This is a genomic window from Oceanibium sediminis, assembly GCF_003265325.1.
GTDB lineage: Bacteria > Pseudomonadota > Alphaproteobacteria > Rhodobacterales > Rhodobacteraceae > Halovulum > Halovulum sediminis.
In genome coordinates, this window is record NZ_QGNX01000002.1 from 122,984 (window position 1) to 141,124 (window position 18,141).

The 18,141-nt window shown below is 66.8% G+C and carries 20 protein-coding genes and 1 pseudogene; 15 read left to right on the forward strand and 6 right to left on the reverse strand.

Features of this window, described 5'->3' with window-relative positions; translation table 11 throughout:
* Positions 1-41 precede the first annotated feature (41 nt).
* Together argS and DJ029_RS06035 are read right to left on the reverse strand one after the other, a co-directional pair.
* Positions 42-1,784, reverse strand: coding sequence for an arginine--tRNA ligase (argS, locus tag DJ029_RS06030; protein WP_112321463.1), 1,743 nt, complete (start codon positions 1,782-1,784; stop codon positions 42-44).
* A 127-nt stretch (positions 1,785-1,911) separates the two neighbouring features.
* Positions 1,912-3,051, reverse strand: coding sequence for a deoxyguanosinetriphosphate triphosphohydrolase (locus tag DJ029_RS06035; protein ID WP_112321464.1), 1,140 nt, complete (start codon positions 3,049-3,051; stop codon positions 1,912-1,914).
* Positions 3,052-3,136: 85 nt separating this feature from the next.
* Here DJ029_RS06035 and erpA point away from each other — a divergent pair, with 85 nt between their 5' ends.
* A complete protein-coding gene (erpA, locus tag DJ029_RS06040; RefSeq protein ID WP_112321465.1) occupies positions 3,137-3,472 on the forward strand; it encodes an iron-sulfur cluster insertion protein ErpA in 336 nt (111 codons plus the stop codon).
* Here the strand turns inward: erpA and DJ029_RS06045 are convergent.
* On the reverse strand, positions 3,437-4,339 hold the full coding sequence (locus DJ029_RS06045) for a hypothetical protein (protein WP_112321466.1): 903 nt from the start codon (positions 4,337-4,339) through the stop codon (positions 3,437-3,439). The two genes, erpA and DJ029_RS06045, sit on opposite strands and share 36 nt — an antisense overlap.
* Before the next feature lie 140 nt (positions 4,340-4,479).
* Here DJ029_RS06045 and xth point away from each other — a divergent pair, with 140 nt between their 5' ends.
* Complete coding sequence (gene xth, locus DJ029_RS06050; protein WP_112321467.1) at positions 4,480-5,262, forward strand: exodeoxyribonuclease III; 783 nt, start codon at positions 4,480-4,482, stop codon at positions 5,260-5,262.
* Here the strand turns inward: xth and DJ029_RS06055 are convergent, their stop codons facing one another.
* Together DJ029_RS06055 and dksA are read right to left on the reverse strand one after the other, a co-directional pair.
* Complete coding sequence (locus DJ029_RS06055; RefSeq protein ID WP_112321468.1) at positions 5,263-6,420, reverse strand: FAD-dependent monooxygenase; 1,158 nt, start codon at positions 6,418-6,420, stop codon at positions 5,263-5,265.
* A gap of 223 nt (positions 6,421-6,643) precedes the next feature.
* Positions 6,644-7,066, reverse strand: a complete 423-nt coding sequence (gene dksA / locus DJ029_RS06060) for an RNA polymerase-binding protein DksA (RefSeq protein WP_112321469.1) — start codon at positions 7,064-7,066, stop codon at positions 6,644-6,646.
* A gap of 190 nt (positions 7,067-7,256) precedes the next feature.
* Here dksA and DJ029_RS06065 point away from each other — a divergent pair, with 190 nt between their 5' ends.
* The 5 genes from DJ029_RS06065 to DJ029_RS06080 all read left to right on the forward strand — a co-directional run bounded on the left by DJ029_RS06065 (position 7,257) and on the right by DJ029_RS06080 (position 11,333).
* Entirely contained in the window at positions 7,257-8,096 is an 840-nt protein-coding gene (locus DJ029_RS06065) for an AAA family ATPase (RefSeq protein ID WP_112321470.1), read from the forward strand.
* Positions 8,093-8,545, forward strand: coding sequence for a GNAT family N-acetyltransferase (locus DJ029_RS06070; RefSeq protein WP_112321471.1), 453 nt, complete (start codon positions 8,093-8,095; stop codon positions 8,543-8,545). Before DJ029_RS06065 ends, DJ029_RS06070 begins: the two co-directional genes overlap by 4 nt.
* Entirely contained in the window at positions 8,542-9,909 is a 1,368-nt protein-coding gene (locus tag DJ029_RS06075) for a DUF2927 domain-containing protein (protein WP_112321472.1), read from the forward strand. The genes DJ029_RS06070 and DJ029_RS06075 overlap by 4 nt, the downstream gene beginning before the upstream one ends.
* 65 nt (positions 9,910-9,974) lie before the next feature.
* A complete protein-coding gene (locus DJ029_RS21920; protein WP_198671069.1) occupies positions 9,975-10,145 on the forward strand; it encodes a hypothetical protein in 171 nt (56 codons plus the stop codon).
* Positions 10,146-10,148: 3 nt separating this feature from the next.
* Positions 10,149-11,333 (forward strand): vWA domain-containing protein, encoded by a 1,185-nt coding sequence (locus DJ029_RS06080; protein ID WP_112321473.1) that lies wholly within the window; start codon positions 10,149-10,151, stop codon positions 11,331-11,333.
* A 13-nt stretch (positions 11,334-11,346) separates the two neighbouring features.
* Here DJ029_RS06080 and DJ029_RS06085 read toward each other — a convergent pair whose 3' ends face one another.
* On the reverse strand, positions 11,347-11,991 hold the full coding sequence (locus DJ029_RS06085; RefSeq protein ID WP_198671070.1) for a hypothetical protein: 645 nt from the start codon (positions 11,989-11,991) through the stop codon (positions 11,347-11,349).
* Between the two features lie 305 nt (positions 11,992-12,296).
* Between DJ029_RS06085 and DJ029_RS22465 the strand changes: the two are divergent.
* The 8 genes and pseudogenes from DJ029_RS22465 to DJ029_RS06120 form a co-directional block, all read left to right on the forward strand.
* A pseudogene (locus DJ029_RS22465) lies at positions 12,297-12,617 on the forward strand (DUF6653 family protein); the annotation flags it as partial.
* A gap of 178 nt (positions 12,618-12,795) precedes the next feature.
* Positions 12,796-13,488 (forward strand): M48 family metalloprotease, encoded by a 693-nt coding sequence (locus DJ029_RS06095; protein ID WP_112321475.1) that lies wholly within the window; start codon positions 12,796-12,798, stop codon positions 13,486-13,488.
* 121 nt (positions 13,489-13,609) lie between these two features.
* Positions 13,610-14,359 carry a transporter substrate-binding domain-containing protein gene (locus tag DJ029_RS06100; RefSeq protein WP_112321476.1) on the forward strand — a complete coding sequence of 250 codons (750 nt, stop codon included), beginning with the start codon at positions 13,610-13,612 and terminating at the stop codon, positions 14,357-14,359.
* A 47-nt stretch (positions 14,360-14,406) separates the two neighbouring features.
* Positions 14,407-15,093, forward strand: coding sequence for an ABC transporter permease (locus DJ029_RS06105; protein WP_112321477.1), 687 nt, complete (start codon positions 14,407-14,409; stop codon positions 15,091-15,093).
* The gene (locus DJ029_RS06110; RefSeq protein WP_112321478.1) at positions 15,090-15,812 is read left to right on the forward strand and encodes an ABC transporter permease; all 723 of its coding nucleotides are present in this window, start codon (positions 15,090-15,092) and stop codon (positions 15,810-15,812) included. Before DJ029_RS06105 ends, DJ029_RS06110 begins: the two co-directional genes overlap by 4 nt.
* A gap of 108 nt (positions 15,813-15,920) precedes the next feature.
* Complete coding sequence (locus DJ029_RS21665; protein WP_157966278.1) at positions 15,921-16,076, forward strand: RSP_7527 family protein; 156 nt, start codon at positions 15,921-15,923, stop codon at positions 16,074-16,076.
* Positions 16,077-16,285: 209 nt separating this feature from the next.
* Positions 16,286-17,476: an RSP_2647 family RNA methyltransferase gene (locus tag DJ029_RS06115; RefSeq protein ID WP_198671091.1), complete on the forward strand. Its 1,191-nt coding sequence runs from the start codon at positions 16,286-16,288 to the stop codon at positions 17,474-17,476.
* Positions 17,473-18,003: an RSP_2648 family PIN domain-containing protein gene (locus tag DJ029_RS06120; RefSeq protein WP_112321480.1), complete on the forward strand. Its 531-nt coding sequence runs from the start codon at positions 17,473-17,475 to the stop codon at positions 18,001-18,003. The genes DJ029_RS06115 and DJ029_RS06120 overlap by 4 nt, the downstream gene beginning before the upstream one ends.
* The last annotated feature ends 138 nt before the right edge of the window (positions 18,004-18,141 follow it).

Sequence of the window (18,141 nt, forward strand, 5' to 3'; positions counted from 1 at the left end):
TATATTGTGGTGCCTTTCCGTCCAACCCCAAAACCTGCATTTTACATGTCTTCTTTTGGGGTGATTCCAAGGATACCAAGACCAGCGGCAATAACAACCGCCGTTGCGCGGATCAACGCAAGCCGTGCGGCGCTTTGCTCAGGCGCATCTGCAAGGACGAAACGCAACGCGGGATCGATCTTTCCCTGGTGCTGAAGCGCGTGATAGGCGCTGGCGACTTCATATAGATAAAACGCGATACGATGAGGCTCATGCGCCTGCGCCGCCGAATCGACGATGCGCGGCCATTCGCCCAGCTTGCGCAGCAGCGCCAACTCGTCCGCCGTCTGCAAATAGCTGAGGTCCGCGTCCTGCAACGCCGCGTCGCTCACCGCCAGTCCGGCTTCCGCCCCGCGCCGCAACGCCGAGGTCACCCGCGCGTGGGCGTATTGCACGTAGAACACCGGGTTGTCCTTGGACTGTTCCAGCGCCTTGGCGAAATCGAAATCCAGCGGCGCGTCGTTCTTGCGCGTCAGCATCACGAAGCGGGTCACGTCGGGGCCCACCTGCTCGACCACGTCGCGCAGGGTGACGAAGGTGCCCGCGCGCTTGGACATCTTGAACGGCTGCCCGTCCTTCCACAGCTTCACAAGCTGGGTCAGCTTGATATCCAGCGGCACCTTGCCGTCGGACAGCGCGCTGACGGCGGCCTTCATGCGCTTGACATAACCGCCGTGATCGGCGCCGAAAACGTCGATCAGCTGGTCGAAGCCGCGTTCCACCTTGTCGTAGTGATAGGCGATATCGGGCGCGAAATAGGTCCAGGCGCCGTCGGACTTCTTGACCGGGCGATCCACATCGTCGCCATGGGCGGTGGAGCGGAACAGCGTCTGCTCGCGCGGTTCCCAATCCTCGGGCAGCTTGCCCTTGGGGGGTTCCAGCGTGCCGACATAGATCAGCCCCTTCTCGTCCAGCGCCTTCAACGCGGCCTCGATCAGGCCGGTGCCGTAGAGCGACTTCTCGGAAAAGAAGTTGTCCATGGTGACTCCGAGCATGGCCAGGTCCTCACGGATCAGGTCCATCATCGCGTCGGTGGAAAAGGTGCGGACATCCTCAAGCCAGACATCCTCGCCCTTGCCGATATAGGCGTCGCCGACCTTGTCCTTCAGCGCCTTGCCCACGGTGACGAGGTATTCGCCCGGATAGGTGCCGTCGGGAAACTCGACCGCCTGACCATGCGCCTCGAGGTAGCGCAGGTAGACCGAGCGCGCCAATGTGTCGACCTGTGCGCCGCCGTCGTTGATGTAGTATTCCCGCGTGACGTCATAGCCCGCGAAATCCAGCAGCCCGGCCAGCGCATCGCCGAACACCGCGCCACGGGTATGGCCCACGTGCAGCGGCCCTGTCGGGTTGGCCGAGACGTATTCCACGTTGACCCGTTGCCCCGCCCCCATGGTGGAGCGCCCGAAATCCGCGCCGGCCGTGATCGCGGCGGGCACGACCTTCGCCCAGGCCCCGTCGACCAGCGTCAGGTTCAGGAACCCCGGCCCCGCCACCTGGACCGAGGCGACCAGCCCGTGCCCCTCGAGCCGCTGGGCAAGGGCCTCGGCGATGTCGCGCGGCTTCTTCCCGGCGGGCTTGGCCAGCACCATCGCCGCGTTGGTCGCCATGTCCCCATGCGCCGCGTCACGCGGGGGTTCCACGGTAATGTTGTCCATCGAAAGACCCGCGGGCAGGTCGCCCGCGGCGACCATGGCTTCAAGGGTTTCGATCACGAAGGATCTGATGTCGGCAAAAAGGTTCATCTTCAGCTTCCAGTTCGGCGTGTTGGGCTGCGCGTAGCACAGAGGGGGGCGAAGGGCCAGTTGCGCCGCACATTCACGCACGGGGCATCCCGCACGGCATGGGCATCGCGCCCGCGCCGGGGCGGGATCACTTGGCTTGCGTCAGCCCCTTGTGCGCGTGCAGCGCGAAACGGTCTGTCATGCCCGCGATATAGTCCGAAACCGCCCGGGCCCGCCCTTGCGGGCTGAGCGCGCGCACCTCGTCCCGCCAGGCGGCGGGCAGAAGCGCCGTGTCGGCCTGGTAGGCGGCGAACAATTCGCGCACCACCTTGTCCGAGGTCACGCGCATTTCCTTGACCGTCGGGTGGCGGTACATGTTGTCGAACAGGAAGGCGCGCACCTGCCGCAACTCGGCAAAGACCTGGTCGGAGAACCGCACCACTGGCGCACCGAGGCAGCGGATCTCATCCGCCGAGCGGGCATGGGCACCTGCCAGCCGGGCGCTGGATTCGCGCAGCACGTCCTCGACCATCACGCCGAAGACGCGACGCAACGCCTCGTAGCGGCGGCGATCCTCGGCCAGGTCGGGGTACCTGCGATCCACCTCGGCGAAGGCAGGGCCGACGATGGGCAGGGCGCAAATGTCATCGGCTGTGAACAAACCGGCCCGCAGACCGTCCAGCAGGTCATGGTGGTTGTAGGCGATATCGTCCGCCAACGCCGCGACCTGCGCTTCCGCGCTTGCGTGGGTGTGCAACTCCAGGTCATGCCGGGCGGTGTATTCGGCCAGCACCTCGGGCACGTCGCCCATGACCGGGCCGTTGTGCTTGGCCAGCCCCTCAAGGGTTTCCCAGGTCAGGTTCAGCCCGTCGAATTCCGCGTAATGCTGCTCCAGGTGGGTCACGATGCGCACCGCCTGCGCGTTGTGATCGAAGCCGCCCCAGGGCGCCATCAGGTCGGCCAGCGCGTCCTCGCCCGTATGGCCGAAGGGCGTGTGGCCAAGGTCATGGGCCAGGGCCACCGCCTCGGTCAGTTCCTCGTCCAGACCCAGCACCTTGGCGATGGTGCGCCCGACCTGGGCCACCTCGATCGAATGGGTCAGGCGGGTGCGGTAGTGATCGCCCTCATGCTCGACGAAGACCTGGGTCTTGTGCTTCAGCCGCCGGAAGGCAGAGGCATGGATGATCCGATCCCGGTCGCGCTGAAACGCGGAGCGATGCGCGGAGGGCGGCTCCGCGACCAGCCGGCCACGACTTTTTTCAGGGTCCGAGGCATAGGGCGCACGCATGGGTCAGGCTCCGGGCACTTGTTGCGGCGCGGGATGCGCCTTACATTGAAACCTGCACTTAACGGATCGAACAGGAAGTCGAAAGATGCAGCTGACCCTGCCCCCGAAAGTCACCGACCGTGCCTACGCCCGCCTTGCAGCCATCAACGCAGAGGCGCAGACGCCGCAATGCCTGCGCGTGGCGGTGGACGGCGGGGGCTGCTCGGGCTTCCAGTACGACATCAGCCTGACCGAAACCCCCGAGGGCGAGGACATGGTGCTGGAAAAGGATGGCCAGCGGGTGCTGGTCGACCCGGTGTCCCTGCCCTTCCTGGCCGATGCCGAGATCGACTTCTCGGACGAGTTGATCGGCGCGCGTTTCGTAATCCACAACCCCAACGCCACCTCAAGTTGCGGCTGCGGCACCAGCTTTTCCATGTGACGGCGCGGCGAGGCTGGCCATTTCCGCCGCCATCGCCTGCGCCTCTTCGGGCGCGATACGGGCCGGGAAATCCTCGGGCCGCAGCATCCGGTAGCCGAGCGCGCCCGCCACGGACCAGTCGATCCGCGCGTTGACCCGCGCCACGGTCTCGCGGCTCAGCCGGGCCTTCCAGCGTTCTTCCCGGTAATACTGCCGCAGCGTGGCGAGCGCGGCCTCGCCCTTCTTTGTGTTGGCATCTTTGGCATTCAGATCGTCGGGTGGGCACAGGCCAAGGGCGCGAAAGGTCGCCTGCGCCACCGCGCCAGGGGACTGGATGAAATCCTCAAGCCGCACGATCTCGGCCCGCAGGCCCGCGTCCCGCGCCGCGTCGCGATAGGTCAGCGTCGCCTGCGCCTTTTCCGCCCAGAGCACCAGCGGAGAGGCAAGGACCGCGGGCATCCCCTCGCGGGCCTCGCACATCCAGGGGCGCGCAGCGAAGGCTTCCAACGTGGCCGCGTTGGGGCCTTTCAGGTGATAGGGCCGCCGCGCCAGGCCGATCAGCCAGCTGTAGGGGTCGCGCATCATCAGGATCGTGCGCACCCCCGCGTCGATCATGCCCGCGCTAAGGACCGGGCGCGCGTGTTTCCAGGGATCATCCCCGGCGTGGCGCGTCGCGATATCGTCCCGCATGGCGTGCAGGTACATGCGTTTCCAGTGCCCCTTGAGCGCGGTTTCCACCGCCGCCTGAACCGCCCCGTCATAGGCCGGCATCTCGCCGCGCGCACCGATGCGATGCGCCACCCCCGGCACCTGCCGCAAGAGCGAGATCATCGCGCGGGTGCCTGTGTTGCGCTCTCCGAATACCTTCACGATCGCGGGATCGCCCATCTCCACACCTCCGCGCGCAGGGTCGCTCGCCAGGATTAACAATCGATTAACCCCGCAGGGCATCCGGGCGCATTTTCCGATTCAGAATTGAAGTCATTCGCGTTAGGACAGGCCCAGGGATCAGACGCAGGGGCAGCCTCATGAAAATCGCGACGTTCAACATCAACGGGATCAAGGCCCGCCTCGGCGCGCTGACCGACTGGCTGGAGGAAGCGCGCCCCGATGTCGTCGTCCTGCAGGAGATCAAGTCCGTTGACGAAGGCTTCCCGCGCGAGCCGATCGAGGACCTGGGCTACACGGTCGAAACCCACGGCCAGAAGGGCTTCAACGGTGTCGCCATCCTGTCCCGCCTGCCGCTGGAGGATGTGCGCCGCGGCCTGCCCGGCGATGACAGCGACGAACAGGCGCGATGGATCGAGGCACTGGTCGTCGGCGACCAGACCGCGGTGCGCGTCTGTGGGCTTTACCTGCCCAACGGCAACCCCGCGCCGGGTCCGAAATACGACTACAAGCTGGCCTGGATGGAACGCCTGCGCGACCGCGCCCGCGACCTGCTGGCCGAAGAAGAACCGGCGATCATGGCCGGGGATTACAACGTCATCCCCCAGCCGGAAGATTGCGCCGATCCCAAGGCCTGGGCCGACGACGCGCTGTTCCTGCCCGAAACCCGCGCCGCGTTTCAGCGGATCGTGAACCTGGGCTTCACCGACGCGCTGCGCGCAACGACCGCCGCGCCGGAAACCTATACCTTCTGGGACTACCAGCGCGGCGCGTGGGAGCGGAACAACGGCATCCGGATCGACCACCTGCTGCTGACGCCCCAGGCCGCAGACCGCCTGAACGGCTGCACGATCGACAGCGCCGTGCGCGGGCGCGAGAAACCGTCGGACCACGTGCCGGTATGGATCGAGCTGGACGCCTGATCAGCCCGCGTCCGCGGTGACATCCGTCCCGTAGAGCCAGTCGAACTGCCCCAGCAACCCGCCCGGGGCAAAGCGGTCAATGGCGCGCAGGCCTGTATTGCGCGCCAGCCGAAGCGGCGCGCCCTGCAAGTGATAGATCCGCGCGTTGCGCACCGCGGCGCGCTGCACGCGCGTCGCACGCGCCAGCCGCCTGTCGGAATAGCGGGCAAGCGCGCTTTCGACGTCCCCCCCGCCTGCAAGGCAGTCGCGCAGGACCCAGGCATCCTCCAGCGCCATGGTCGCGCCCTGCGCCAGGAACGGCAGCATGGCGTGGCAGGCGTCGCCCAGCAGGGCGGTGTTCCCCTCGTGCCAGCGCGGCAGCGCCGGATGATCGAACAGACCCCAGCGGATCACGTCCTCGGCCGCGCCAAGCACCGCGCGCACCTCGGGCGTCCAGCCGGCGAAGGCGGCCAGCAGGGCCCCCGGCTCGCCCCTGTGCGACCAGCCTTCCTCGGCCCAGGTGTCCCGCTCTTCCACCGCGACCAGGTTCCAGACCGCACCGCCGCGCAGCGCATACAGGACTAGGTGCCGCCCCGGCCCGAGGCATAGCCAGGTCTGGCCCTGGTCCATGCCGCCGGGCATCCGCGCGGCGGGCACCAGGGCGCGCCAGGCGATCTGCCCGGTGAAGCGCGCCGCCGTGCCGGGGAACATGCGGTGGCGGAACCGCGACCTGACGCCGTCGGCCGCCACGACCACGTCGGCATCCGGCGGCGCGGCGGGATCGGCGGAGCGCGCGAGCAGGATCTCCGCCCCCGCGTCGCGCGCCGCGGTTTCCAGCAGCGCGACCAGGTCAGCGCGATGCAGCTGCGCCATTGGCGCGCCGTAGCGATTCTGCGAATGCTGCCCGAAGCGGACCTGCGCGATCTCGGCACCCGCAAGGCCATCGCGCATCGAGACCGCCTCGGGGCGGGTGGCAAGGTTCAGTGCCGCCTGCCCCAGACCGAGCCGGTCCAGCACCTTCAGCCCGTTCGGACCGATCTGCAGGCCCGCGCCCACCTCGCCAAGTGTTTCGGACTGTTCAAGAACACGCACCGCATGACCGGCCTGCGCCAGCGCCGTAGCAGCCGCCAGTCCCCCGATTCCGGCGCCGACAACGGCGATGGTGCGCTTTCTTTCCATGCGGGGCGACTAGCAGATCACCGGGGGGTGAAAAAGGGGCCCGATGCGTCAAGTGAGAGAGAGTATGAGAGAGAGGACTTTGCCGCCACAATCGCAACGGCGGGGGCGTAACCAGGCGCGGCACGCCAGGTCACAGGGGTAAACAAGGTGCGGAAATCAACAGAAACAGCCTTCCGGGCCGAGGATCGGCCCGTCGGGGTATCCGCGTCAGCCGGCCCGGCGGTCAGTCGTCGCGATGAACCTTTTCGCGCCGCTCGTGACGCTCCTGCGCCTCAAGGCTCAGCGTGGCGATGGGACGGGCATCCAGGCGTTTCAGCGAAATCGGCTCGCCGGTCGCTTCGCAGTAGCCGTAGGTTCCATCCTCGATCCGCCGCAATGCCGCATCGATCTTGGACACCACCTTGCGCTGGCGGTCCCGTGTGCGAAGCTCAAGTGCGCGGTCGGTTTCTTCTGAGGCACGATCGGCAACGTCTGGAATGTTGCGGGTGCCTTCCTGCATGCCTTCTATCGTACCCTTGCTGTCGGACAGAATCGCCGCTTTCCACAAGAGAAGCTTTTCTTTGAAATAGGCGAGCTGACGCTCGTTCATAAAGGGTTCGTCTTCAGCAGGCTTATAGTCAACGTCAAAGTTGGTTTCTGCTCTCATTTGGTGCGCTACCCCTGGTTATGCATGCGCCTCGCACCCAAGGAGTGGCACGAGGCCGCACCGCTAGTCTCTCTATGCCGGTCATTTACAAACAAACGGACGGAATGTCACTAAGAACTTATCGGAAGCTCTGGAATTCCCGCCGGAATAATTTACCGTTGCTGCAGTGCGTAAAAGGCTGACTCATCCTATGAAATTCTCTTCTACCGACCGCTACATCGCCACCGACGACCTGACCATCGCGGTCAATGCCGCCATCACGCTGGAACGCCCGCTGCTGGTGAAGGGAGAGCCCGGAACAGGCAAGACGGAACTGGCGCGCCAGGTCGCGGATTCGCTGGGGCTGCCGCTGCTGGAATGGTCGATCAAATCCACCACGCGCGCCGCCCAGGGGTTGTACGAGTATGACGCCGTCAGCCGCCTGCGCGACAGCCAGCTCGGCGACGAACGGGTGGCGGACGTGGCAAACTACATCAAGCCCGGCAAGCTGTGGGAAGCCTTCGACGCCGATCACCGCCAGGTCCTGCTGATCGACGAGATCGACAAGGCCGATATCGAGTTCCCGAACGATCTGTTACAGGAACTCGACCGGATGGAGTTCTACGTCTACGAGACGGGGCAGACGATCCGCGCGAAGCACCGCCCCATCGTCATCATCACCTCGAACAACGAAAAGGAACTGCCGGACGCCTTCCTGCGGCGCTGCTTCTTTCACTACATCCGCTTTCCCGATGCCGATACGCTCTCCGCCATCGTGGACGTTCATTTTCCCGGCATCAAACCCGGCCTCGTCTCAGCCGCGCTGGAACAGTTCTTCGAGGTGCGCGAAACGCCGGGGCTGAAGAAGAAGCCCTCCACCTCGGAAGTTCTGGACTGGCTGAAACTGCTGCTGGCAGAGGACTTGGCCCCCCAGGATCTGCGCAAGGACCCGCGCCAGGCGCTGCCCCGGTTGCATGGCGCCCTGCTGAAGAACGAGCAGGACGTTGCGCTGTTCGAACGGCTCGCCTTCCTCGCCCGGAGGAATGGATGAAAACACCGCTGATCCGCCCCCTGCGCCCCGAGGACGAGGTCGCCTGGCGCGGACTGTGGTTTGCCTACCTGGACTTCTACGGCGCCTCGGTGCCAGAGGAAGTCTATGCCACCTATTTCGCGCGGCTGCTGTCGGACGACCCCGGGGAATACCACTGCCGCCTTGCGCTGGTGGACGACACGGCGGTTGGGCTGGTGCATTACCTGTTCCACCGGCACGGCTGGAAGCTGGAAAATGTCGTTTACATCCAGGACCTTTACGTCACCCCCGCCCTGCGCGGCAGCGGCACGGGCCGCGCCCTGATCGAAACCGTCTATGTCGAGGCGGACGCGGCAGGTTGCCCATCCGTGTACTGGCTGACTCAAGAGTTTAACGAAACCGCACGAGTGTTGTATGACCGTGTGGGAGAAGTCACACCCTTCATCAAGTATCAAAGGCCGGCCTCATGACCTGGAAAGCGCCTCTGACTGCCATCTGCCTTTTTGCCCTGGCGGCTTGCGAAACCGCCAGCCCCATCGAAACGACCCGCGCCATCGACACGGTGAGCAACGTCAGCGACGTGTCCTTCCCGGTAGAGATCCGCGCCCGCGGCGTGCCACGCTCCAACATCGCGCTGGCGGAGGATTTCCTCGACCTGACTTTCGCCCTGGAGCGGGGTGAGCCATTGCGCGGCCTCCTGCGCCACGAAGCGCCGGTCCGCGTCTACATCCGCCCCGGCGGGCTTCGGGCCTACAGCCGGGACGTGGAAAACCTGCTGTCGCGTTTCCGCGCCGAGGCGGGGATCGACATCCGCACCACCACGGACCCGGCGCAGGCGCAGATCCACGTGGACGGCGTGTCGCTGCGCGAATTGCAGCGCGTCGATTCCGGCGCGGCCTGTTTCATCGTCCCCGGAGAGACGAACTGGGAGGGCTTCCGCGCCCGCTCAGCCCGCGCGCGCCTGCGCTGGTCGGCGCAGACGACGCTGGGCACAACGGCGATCTTCATTCCCACGGACACCTTTCCGCAGGACATCCGCGACTGTCTTCACGAGGAGTTGGCCCAGGCGCTCGGCCCCGCGAACGACCTGTACCGCCTGCCTGACAGCGTGTTCAACGACGACAACTTCCATTCCATCGTGACCAGCTTCGACATGCTGATGCTGCGCGCGCTCTATGACCCGGAGCTGCGCTCGGGCATGCCGCGCCAGGTGGTGGCGGGAAAGATCGTGCAGATCCTGGACCGGATCAACCCGGGCGGCAGCGGTCGGGGCGACCTGCCCCGCGCGCCCGCCTCGGCCGCGTGGAAAAGCCAGATCGAAACCGCGCTGACCCGGCGCAACGCCGACCGCAGGCGGCTTGCCGCGGCCAACCGCGCGGTGGATATCGCGCGCGCCATGCAGCCGAACGACCACCGCCTCGGCGTCGCGCTGATCACCCGCGGACGGCTGAACCGGGCGCGCGATCCCGAAAGCGCCGCCGCCGATTTCATCGAGGCGCATGAGCTGTTCCGCGCCCGCCTGGGCCGCAACGACGTGCGCACCGCGCAGGCGGCGCTGCATGTGGCGCTGGTGGCGCTGGAAACCCGCGACTACGCGACCGCCGGGCAGTTCGCCGACAGCGCGCTCGGCGCCGCGCGCGACGGGCAGAACGCGGTGCTCCTGTCCAGCCTGCTGGCGGTGAAGGCCGCCGCGATGGCCGCGCAGGGCGAGCGGGCCGGCGCGCGCGCGTCGCAACTGGACCATCTGCGATGGGCCCGCTATGCCTACGGCGACGGGAATGGCGAGCGGCGGCGCGCACAGGCCGAGCTTGAGGCGCTGACGCCGCGGCTCTAGGCCCGGGCGCCCCGCCCGGCGCCACGCGCCCGACGCACAACGCGCCCCGAGCAAAAGGATACCCCATGCTGCCAGTCATCGCCTTCTTCGCCGGATTCGCCTTCGGCTGGTTCCGCGCCGCCAAGCGCGGCGGCAACACGCTGGACAAGCTGCAATACGGCGTGGGCCACGCTATCGCCTTCGCCCTGGCCGGCCTGTTCCTCGGGATCATCGCCGCGCGCACGGGGCTGGTCTGATCCATGTTCACGCGGCTGTTCGAGGAACTCAGAAGCCTGGGCGTCCCCGTCTCGCTGCGTGAATACCTCAGCTTCCTCGAAGGGCTCGACGCCGGGCTTGCCGCCTATGAGCCCGAGACGTTCTATCACCTCGCCCGGATCACGATGGTCAAGGACGAGCGGCATTTCGACCGCTTCGACCGCGCCTTCGCCACCATATTTTCCGGCCTCGAGTCGATCAGCACCGAGTCGCTTCTGAACGCCGTCGACCTGCCCGAGGACTGGCTGCGCAAGCTGGCCGAGAAGCACCTCTCCCCCGCCGAAATGGCCGAGGTGCAGGCGCTCGGCGGTTTCGACAAGCTGATGGAAACGCTGAAGAAACGCCTGGCCGAGCAGAAGGGCCGGCACCAGGGTGGCTCGAAGTGGATCGGTACGGCGGGCACCTCGCCCTTCGGCGCCTACGGCTTCAACCCCGAAGGCGTGCGCATCGGGCAGGACGAAAGCCGCCACCGGCGCGCGGTCAAGGTCTGGGACAAGCGCGAGTTCCGCAACCTCGACGACCAGGTCGAGCTTGGCACGCGCAACATCAAGGTCGCGCTACGCCGCCTGCGCCGCTGGGCCCGCGACGGCGCGGCAGAGGAGCTGGACCTGTCCGGCACCATCCGCGCCACCGCCGAGCACGGCTATCTTGACGTGCAGACCCGCCCCGAGCGGCGCAACGCGGTGAAAGTCCTGCTGTTCCTGGACGTCGGGGGCTCGATGGACCCGCATATCCGCATGGTGGAAGAGTTGTTTTCCGCCGCGCGCGACGCCTTCAAGCACCTTGAGCACTACTACTTCCATAACTGCCTGTACGAAGGCGTCTGGCGGGACAACCAGCGCCGCTGGCGCGAGCAGACCCCGACGGCCGAGGTGCTGCGCACCTATGGACCCGACTACAAGGTGATCGTCGTGGGCGACGCCTCGATGAGCCCCTACGAGCTGGTCTATCCCGGCGGCGCCAGCGAGTTCCACAACGCCGAGGCGGGCGAGGTCTGGCTCAAGCGGCTGCGCGCGCAGTGGCCGGCGAGTGTCTGGATCAACCCGGTTCCGCGCGCGCACTGGGACTATACCCAGACCATCGGCATGATCTCGGAGGTGTTCGAGGGGCGGATGTTCCCGATGACGCTTGAGGGGCTGAACAGCGCCGTCGGCACGCTCGCGCGGTGAAGCCGACGTCTGCCTACGCCGGGTCCGACCCCGGGCCCGGGACAAGACCCGACACGAGGAATGTGACCATCGGCCCGGCGCGAAAGCTGATCCGAAGGCCGTCCCTGCGCAGGACACAGGATTCCCCCCGCGACAGGCCGCAGCCCTCGCCGTCGCCAAGCTGGATCCGCCGGCGCAGATCGGTCAGGAAACCGTCGTCCCGCGCCAACTGGCTGTGCATCTCGTCGACCCCCATGATCGCGGCGCCCGCCGCCACGTCGCACCCGGTGTCAGAGGTCAGCAGGTATAGCGCGAGCGCCATGCGCTGCCCGCTGTCCTTGTAGACCACAATCCCTTCCACCCCGCCGCCACGGGACTTCAGGCCAAACAGCGCGATACGCTCGGCACTCAGCCCCCGTTCGATCCAGGCGCAAAGAAGATGCCGCTGCGGGTCGCTCAGATCATCCGGCCCGGCGCATCCCATCGCCGAGACCGGCGCATCGCCGGACGCCTTCCAGGCGGCCAGCGCCTCGGTGGCGCGGGGCATCGCGGAAGCTCCGGCGGCCGGGGGGATCGCCCAGGTGCCCTGCCGTGGCGCCCCCGCTTTCCACAGGTCCAGCGACAGGTCCGTCATGTTGCCGATGACGCCGCCCTGACGATGCTGGGCCCGATGCAGCAACAAACGGGCCTGCAGGTCCTCCCGGGCCCCGGAAGCCAGTTCACTCGCCCGTCGCGCGATAGCCGCTTCGATCACACCAGCCCCCTGACACTGCAACACTGGCAAGGCAATGAAACCCATTTGCACCGTGACCTTCCTCACTTCATGCCAGTTGCGTTCCGGGGCAGTATCGGAGGGTCTGTGCGTTTATTCTGTTCCGGAAGTAACACTTGCGGCGCAGCTGACTGCGCGTAAGCTGGCCCTTCGGCGAACAGCACAGGCCACACCGGATGTCAGTTTTCGACAGGATGAGCGCGTGGCACCGCATGGACGACGCCACTTGGGCGCGTCACGCCAATCCGCTGAGCGGCTGGACCCGGGTTCCGATTCTGCCGCTTCTGGCGCTCGGCATCTGGTCGCGCGCCTGGATCGGTTGGGGATGCCTTGTTCCCATTACCGCCCTTCTGGCCTGGACATGGGTGAACCCGCGCATCTTTCCGCCGCCCGCGCACCAGCGCGCCTGGATGACCCGCGCCGTGTTGGGCGAGCGGATCTGGCTGGACGCGGCGCGACACCCGATCCCCGCGCATCACGCGATCTGGGCCAGGGTGCTGACCGGCCTCGCGGGCGCCGGCCTTCTGCCGCTGACCTGGGGGCTTTGGCAGTATGACGCCTGGGCCGTCCTGACCGGGTTGACCCTGACGCTGGGGGCAAGCTGTGGTTCCTTGATCGGATGGTGTGGCTGCTTGACGAGACGACATCAAACACGCGCTGACCCGCGCCTTTTGCCTTGCCGACGGGCGGATAGGGGCCCATATCCCGGGTATGCTGAAGCTGACGCCAATCCTTCTTGCGATCGCAACCGCGGTGGGCATGTATCTTCTGTCCGCCTGGCGGCTGGGCAAGCAACTGGACCGCCAGTCGACCGAGCTTGCCGATCCGCGCCTGAAGGCGTTGACGGACCAGCTTGCGCGCGCGCTCGACCTGCCCCGGATCAAGGTGCACATCTACGAGATCGCGCCAGTCAACGGCCTTGCCGCGCCGGACGGGCGGATCTTCATCACCCGCGGTTTCTACGACAAGTACCGCACGGGAGAGGTCAGCGCCGAGGAAATCACCTCCGTCATCGCGCATGAACTCGGGCATGTCGCGCTGGGGCATTCGCGCCGCCGCATGGTGGATTTCTCGGGGCAGAACGCCATCCGCGTCGTGCTCGGGACGCTGTTCAACCGGATCCTGCCAGGGATCGGCGGCTATATCGCGGGCGCACTGGTATCCCTGCTGGCCGCGCGCCTGTCCCGCCAGGACGAGTACGAGGCCGACGCCTATGCCGCGGCGCTGCTGACACGCGCCGGGATCGGGACCGCACCCCAAATCAGCCTGTTCCAGAAGCTCGAGGCGATGACCGGCGGGCGCGGCGGACAGCTTGCCTGGATGATGAGCCACCCCAAGACGGATGAGCGGATCGCGGCGATCCGCGGTCTCGAATCCCGCTGGAGTGCACCCGAAGGCGACTGACCCCAAAGGGCAGCCACACGCCGGAAGCCTGCCGGTCTATGTTAGGCGTCGGGTTTCACTTGACCTGCGCCCCTCCCTGCCTAAGGCTTGGGCGGCCTTCATTATCCGGGAGAGTACCTTAATGTTCAGACTTACACTGGCAGCCGCCATCGCCGCCGGCCTCGGATCCGCCGTGGCCGCGCAAGACCTCAAGATCTGCGTGGAAGGCGCCTATCCGCCGTTTTCCTACACGACCGACAGCGGGGCGGTCGAAGGTTTCGACGTCGATATCGCGAATGCCCTCTGCAACGAGATGGGCGTGAGCTGCGAGCTGGTCAAGACAGACTGGGACGGCATCATTCCCGCCCTGCTGGAACGCAAGTGCGATGCCATCATCGCCTCCATGTCGATTACCGAGGACCGCAAGAAGGTCATCGACTTCACCAACAAGTATTACAACACCCCCGCCCGCTTCGTCGGTCGCGAGGGGATGACCGAAGAAGAGCTGAGCGGTAAGACTGTCGGCGTCCAGCGCGGCACCATCCACCAGCAGTTCATGGAAGCAGAATTCCCCGACGTCTCGCTGAACCTCTACGGGTCGCAGGACGAGGCGGTTCTTGATTTGCTGGCGGGCCGCGTCGACGCGCTGATGGCCGACAGCATCGCGCTGCTCGACGGCTTCCTCAACACCGAGGACGGCAAGGGCTACGCCTTCTTCGGCGAGCCCTACGCGACGCCCAAGTATCACGGCGTCGGCGCGGGCATCGGTGTGCGCCAGGGCGAGGAAGAGCTGCGCAACGCCCTCAGCCACGCCATCGGCAAGATCCGCGGCACCGGCGAATACCAGGAAATCAACGCGAAGTACTTCGACTTCGACATTTACGGCGGCTGAGGCTTCCGGACGCGGCGCCCCCCGACCGGGCGCCGCGGTCGCCCGTCATGGACCAACTCCTCGCCTATATCCCGCTTCTGCTGAGAGGCGCCCTCGTGACAGTGTCGCTCGCGGTCCTGGCGCTGATCCTGGCCACATGCCTTGGAGCGCTTGCCGCCGCCGGGCGCATCACCGGCGGGCGCATCGCCCGCGCGATTGTCACGACCTATACCACCCTTGTCCGCGGAGTCCCGGACCTCGTGCTGATCCTGCTGATCTATTTCGGCGGCCAGCGGGCGATCAACGACCTGGGCGCGATGCTCGGCTGGGAATATGTCGCGCTGTCGAAATACTGGTCCGGCGTGCTGTCCATCGGCTTCCTCTACGGCGCCTACCTGGCCGAAACCTTCCGTGGCGCCTATCGCACGATCCCGCGCGGCCAGATCGAGGGGGCCTATGCCCTTGGCATGCGCCCGGTCCCAACCCTGCTCAGGGTATCCCTGCCGCAGTTCATCCGCTTTGCCCTGCCCGGCTATGCCAACGTCTGGCAGGTGCTGGTCAAATCCACCGCCGTCGTGTCCGTGATCGGCCTGGAGGACCTGGTCGGGCTGGCCAATGACGCGGGCAAATCGGTGCGCGAGCCCTTCATCTTCTTCAGCTTCGTCCTGGTCATGTACCTGGTGATCACCTACGTCTCGACCACCTTCTTCGAGGCGATGGAGCGGCGTTACGCGCTGAAGGGCCGGCACCCATGAAGTGGGATCTGGTCCTCGAGAACTGGGAACTCTTCGCCAACGGCGTCTGGATGACGCTGCAACTGACGCTGCTCGCCCTCGCCATCGGGTTCTGCATCGCCCTGCCATGCGGCCTGGCGCGGGCGCGCCGGGTGCCGATCCTGAACCGCGCCATCGTCGCCTATGTCTACCTGTTCCGGGGCACGCCGCTGCTTGTGCAACTCTACCTCGTCTATTACGGCCTGTCGCAGTTCGACGTGGTACGCGACAGCTTCGCCTGGCCGATCCTGCGCGAGGCCTACTGGTGCGCGCTCATCACATTCGCCCTGAACTCCGGCGCCTACGCGACCGAGATCATCCGCGGCGCCGTCGAAACCACCCCCGAGGGCGAGATCGAGGCCGGCCTCGCGCTTGGCCTGACGAAATTCCAGGTGACCCGGCTGGTCCTGCTGCCCTCGGCGCTGCGCCGCGCCCTGCCCCAATATGGCAACGAGGTCGTGTTCATGATGCATGGCTCCGTGGTGGCAAGCGTGATCACCATCCAGGACATCCTGGGCGCGGGGCGCACGCTGAACGCGAAATACTACGTGGCCTACGAAGGGTTCCTGACGGCGGCGCTGCTCTACATGGCGCTGACCTTCGTCTTCGTCATGGCCTTCCGCGGGCTCGAGTCCCGCTACCTGAAGCACCTGGACATCGAGCTGCCGAAGCGCCGCCTTCTCCCCGCGGCTATGCGTTAGAGGCATAGCGGCCTTTCCGCTTTGTGCACTGCAACACGGCGCATCATTGCCTATCTACACCCCAAGCAATGCAGCAGAGCATCGGACGGCCGATGCAGGAGAATGACGATGACCAACTACACCTTCCCGACCTACGCGGAAATCGAAGCGATCGAACGCCACGCAAATGCAATGCGCGCGCAAGTCGTCGCCAACGCCTTTAAAAGCCTGAAGGCCCGCATCGTGCACTTCGCACAGAGCTTCCAGCGCCACGCGCACAACTGATTCAGGGCGCAGGGGCCGATGCCCCCGCCCCGATAAGCCAGGTCGCCCCTCCCTCGACCGGCTGAACGGCCACGTCCCGGATCCTCCCCTGGGACGTGGCCATTATTTTTTGCGCCGAGGCCTTCGCCCTTGCGCCGAGCCGGCGGCGAAACCGCAATCGGTTGTTGCAGGACGGGCCCGCCGCGCACTATGGCAAGTCCATGACAAGCATCACGCGCCCCACCATCCGCCTTCGCCCGAAGAAACCCGCACAGCCCCTTCGATTCGGCGCCCCCTGGGCCTATGCCGACACGCTGGTGATCGACCGGCGCGCCCGCGCCCTGGCCCCTGGCACCATCGTGACCCTGGAGGATGGAGAGCGCCAGCCCCTCGGCACGGCGGCCTTCAACGCGACCTCCAAGATCTCGATCAGGATGCTGGACACGGACCCGGCGGCGGAGATCGACCAGGCCTGGCTCGAATCCCGCCTGCAAACGGCGCTGACCCTGCGCGAGAAGCTTTTCGACGCCCCCTTCTACCGGCTCGTCCACGCCGAGGCCGACGGCCTGCCCGGCGTCGTCATCGATCGCTTCGGCGACAGCTTCGTGATCCAGCCCAACGCCGCCTGGGCCGATGCGATGATCGACACCCTCACCGCGGCGCTGATCGCCGTGACCGGGGCGCGTGCGATCTACAAGAACGCCAGCGGGCGCACCCGCGCACTGGAAGGGCTCGACGATACCTCCAGCCTGCTGCACGGCACGATCGACGGCCCGGTGGATGTGCCGATGAACGGCGCGGCCTACCGCGCCGACCTGCTGGGCGGGCAGAAGACCGGGCTGTTCTATGACCAGCGCCCCAACCACGCGCTGGCGGCGCGGCTCGCGAAAGGTGGCAGCGTGCTGGACGTCTTCGCCCATGTCGGAGGGTTCAGCCTCGCCGCGCTGGCCGCAGGGGCGACCTCGGCGCTGGCGGTCGACGCCTCCGCGCCCGCGCTCGCCCTCGCCGAGGAAGGGGCGCAGGCCAGCGGTACCGCACCGCGCTTCACCACCCGAGAGGGGGACGCCTTCCAGGTGATGGACGCCCTCGCCGGGGAAGGACGCACCTTCGACACGGTGATCTGCGACCCGCCGGCCTTCGCACCGGCGAAACCGGCCCTCGAAGCGGGGCTGCGCGCCTATGAACGCGTCGCGCGGCTCGGCGCACAACTCGTCGCACCGGGCGGCACGCTGGTGCTCTGCTCCTGTTCGCATGCGGCCGACCTCGACGCGTTTCGCACCGCCTCGCTCAAGGGCATCGGCAAGGCCGGACGCCGCGCGCAGATCGTCGCGACCGGCGGCGCGGGCCCGGACCACCCGGTGCACCCCTACCTCGCCGCGACATCCTACCTGAAGGCGGTCTTCCTGCGCCTGATGCCATGAGACTGCTGCTCGACGCCTGCATCCTCTACCCCACGGTGCTGCGCGAAATCCTGATCGGCACCGCGGAAACAGGCGCCTACACGCCGCTCTTCTCGCCCCGCATCCTGGAGGAATGGGCCCGCGCCGCCGCCAGGACCGCGCCGGAAAGCGAACCCACGGCCCGCGCGGAAATCGCCCTACTGAAAGCCCGCTGGCCGGACAGCCTGGTTACGCCCGATCCCGCCGCCGAGGACAGCCTCTCGCTGCCCGATCCCGATGACCTCCACGTCCTCGCCGCCGCGCTCGAAGGGCGGGCGGACGGGATCGTCACCCTGAACCTGAAGGACTTCCCGGCGCGCACGCTCAGCCGCCACGGCCTCAGCGTCCACTCGCCCGACAGCCTGCTGGCGCAAGTCCCCGAGGCCGTCACCCGAAAGGTCGCCGAGAGGATCCGCCAGCGTACCGAAAGCATCTCCGGGCGCGACCAGGACCTGCGCAAACTGCTGAAACGCGCCAACCTGCCCCGCCTCGGCAAGGCCATCGGCTGACGCCCCCCTTTCCAAAGTCCCCAAATATCCCCGCGGAGGCTCCGGCACCGCCAACGGAACCGCCCCCAAAACGTCCCGCGCACCGCCCGCGACAGGCGCCAACCGCCCGAACGGGCGCAGGGTCGTGCCCGGGCGGTC

Bases quoted from the DNA above. Each gene is read 5' to 3' on its own strand.
- argS (WP_112321463.1), bottom strand. From the start codon at position 1,784: ATGAACCTTTTTGCCGACATCAGATCCTTCGTGATCGAAACCCTTGAA.
- DJ029_RS06035 (WP_112321464.1), bottom strand. From the start codon at position 3,051: ATGCGTGCGCCCTATGCCTCGGACCCTGAAAAAAGTCGTGGCCGGCTG.
- erpA (WP_112321465.1), top strand. From the start codon at position 3,137: ATGCAGCTGACCCTGCCCCCGAAAGTCACCGACCGTGCCTACGCCCGC.
- DJ029_RS06045 (WP_112321466.1), bottom strand. From the start codon at position 4,339: ATGGGCGATCCCGCGATCGTGAAGGTATTCGGAGAGCGCAACACAGGC.
- xth (WP_112321467.1), top strand. From the start codon at position 4,480: ATGAAAATCGCGACGTTCAACATCAACGGGATCAAGGCCCGCCTCGGC.
- DJ029_RS06055 (WP_112321468.1), bottom strand. From the start codon at position 6,420: ATGGAAAGAAAGCGCACCATCGCCGTTGTCGGCGCCGGAATCGGGGGA.
- dksA (WP_112321469.1), bottom strand. From the start codon at position 7,066: ATGAGAGCAGAAACCAACTTTGACGTTGACTATAAGCCTGCTGAAGAC.
- DJ029_RS06065 (WP_112321470.1), top strand. From the start codon at position 7,257: ATGAAATTCTCTTCTACCGACCGCTACATCGCCACCGACGACCTGACC.
- DJ029_RS06070 (WP_112321471.1), top strand. From the start codon at position 8,093: ATGAAAACACCGCTGATCCGCCCCCTGCGCCCCGAGGACGAGGTCGCC.
- DJ029_RS06075 (WP_112321472.1), top strand. From the start codon at position 8,542: ATGACCTGGAAAGCGCCTCTGACTGCCATCTGCCTTTTTGCCCTGGCG.
- DJ029_RS21920 (WP_198671069.1), top strand. From the start codon at position 9,975: ATGCTGCCAGTCATCGCCTTCTTCGCCGGATTCGCCTTCGGCTGGTTC.
- DJ029_RS06080 (WP_112321473.1), top strand. From the start codon at position 10,149: ATGTTCACGCGGCTGTTCGAGGAACTCAGAAGCCTGGGCGTCCCCGTC.
- DJ029_RS06095 (WP_112321475.1), top strand. From the start codon at position 12,796: ATGCTGAAGCTGACGCCAATCCTTCTTGCGATCGCAACCGCGGTGGGC.
- DJ029_RS06100 (WP_112321476.1), top strand. From the start codon at position 13,610: ATGTTCAGACTTACACTGGCAGCCGCCATCGCCGCCGGCCTCGGATCC.
- DJ029_RS06105 (WP_112321477.1), top strand. From the start codon at position 14,407: ATGGACCAACTCCTCGCCTATATCCCGCTTCTGCTGAGAGGCGCCCTC.
- DJ029_RS06110 (WP_112321478.1), top strand. From the start codon at position 15,090: ATGAAGTGGGATCTGGTCCTCGAGAACTGGGAACTCTTCGCCAACGGC.
- DJ029_RS21665 (WP_157966278.1), top strand. From the start codon at position 15,921: ATGACCAACTACACCTTCCCGACCTACGCGGAAATCGAAGCGATCGAA.
- DJ029_RS06120 (WP_112321480.1), top strand. From the start codon at position 17,473: ATGAGACTGCTGCTCGACGCCTGCATCCTCTACCCCACGGTGCTGCGC.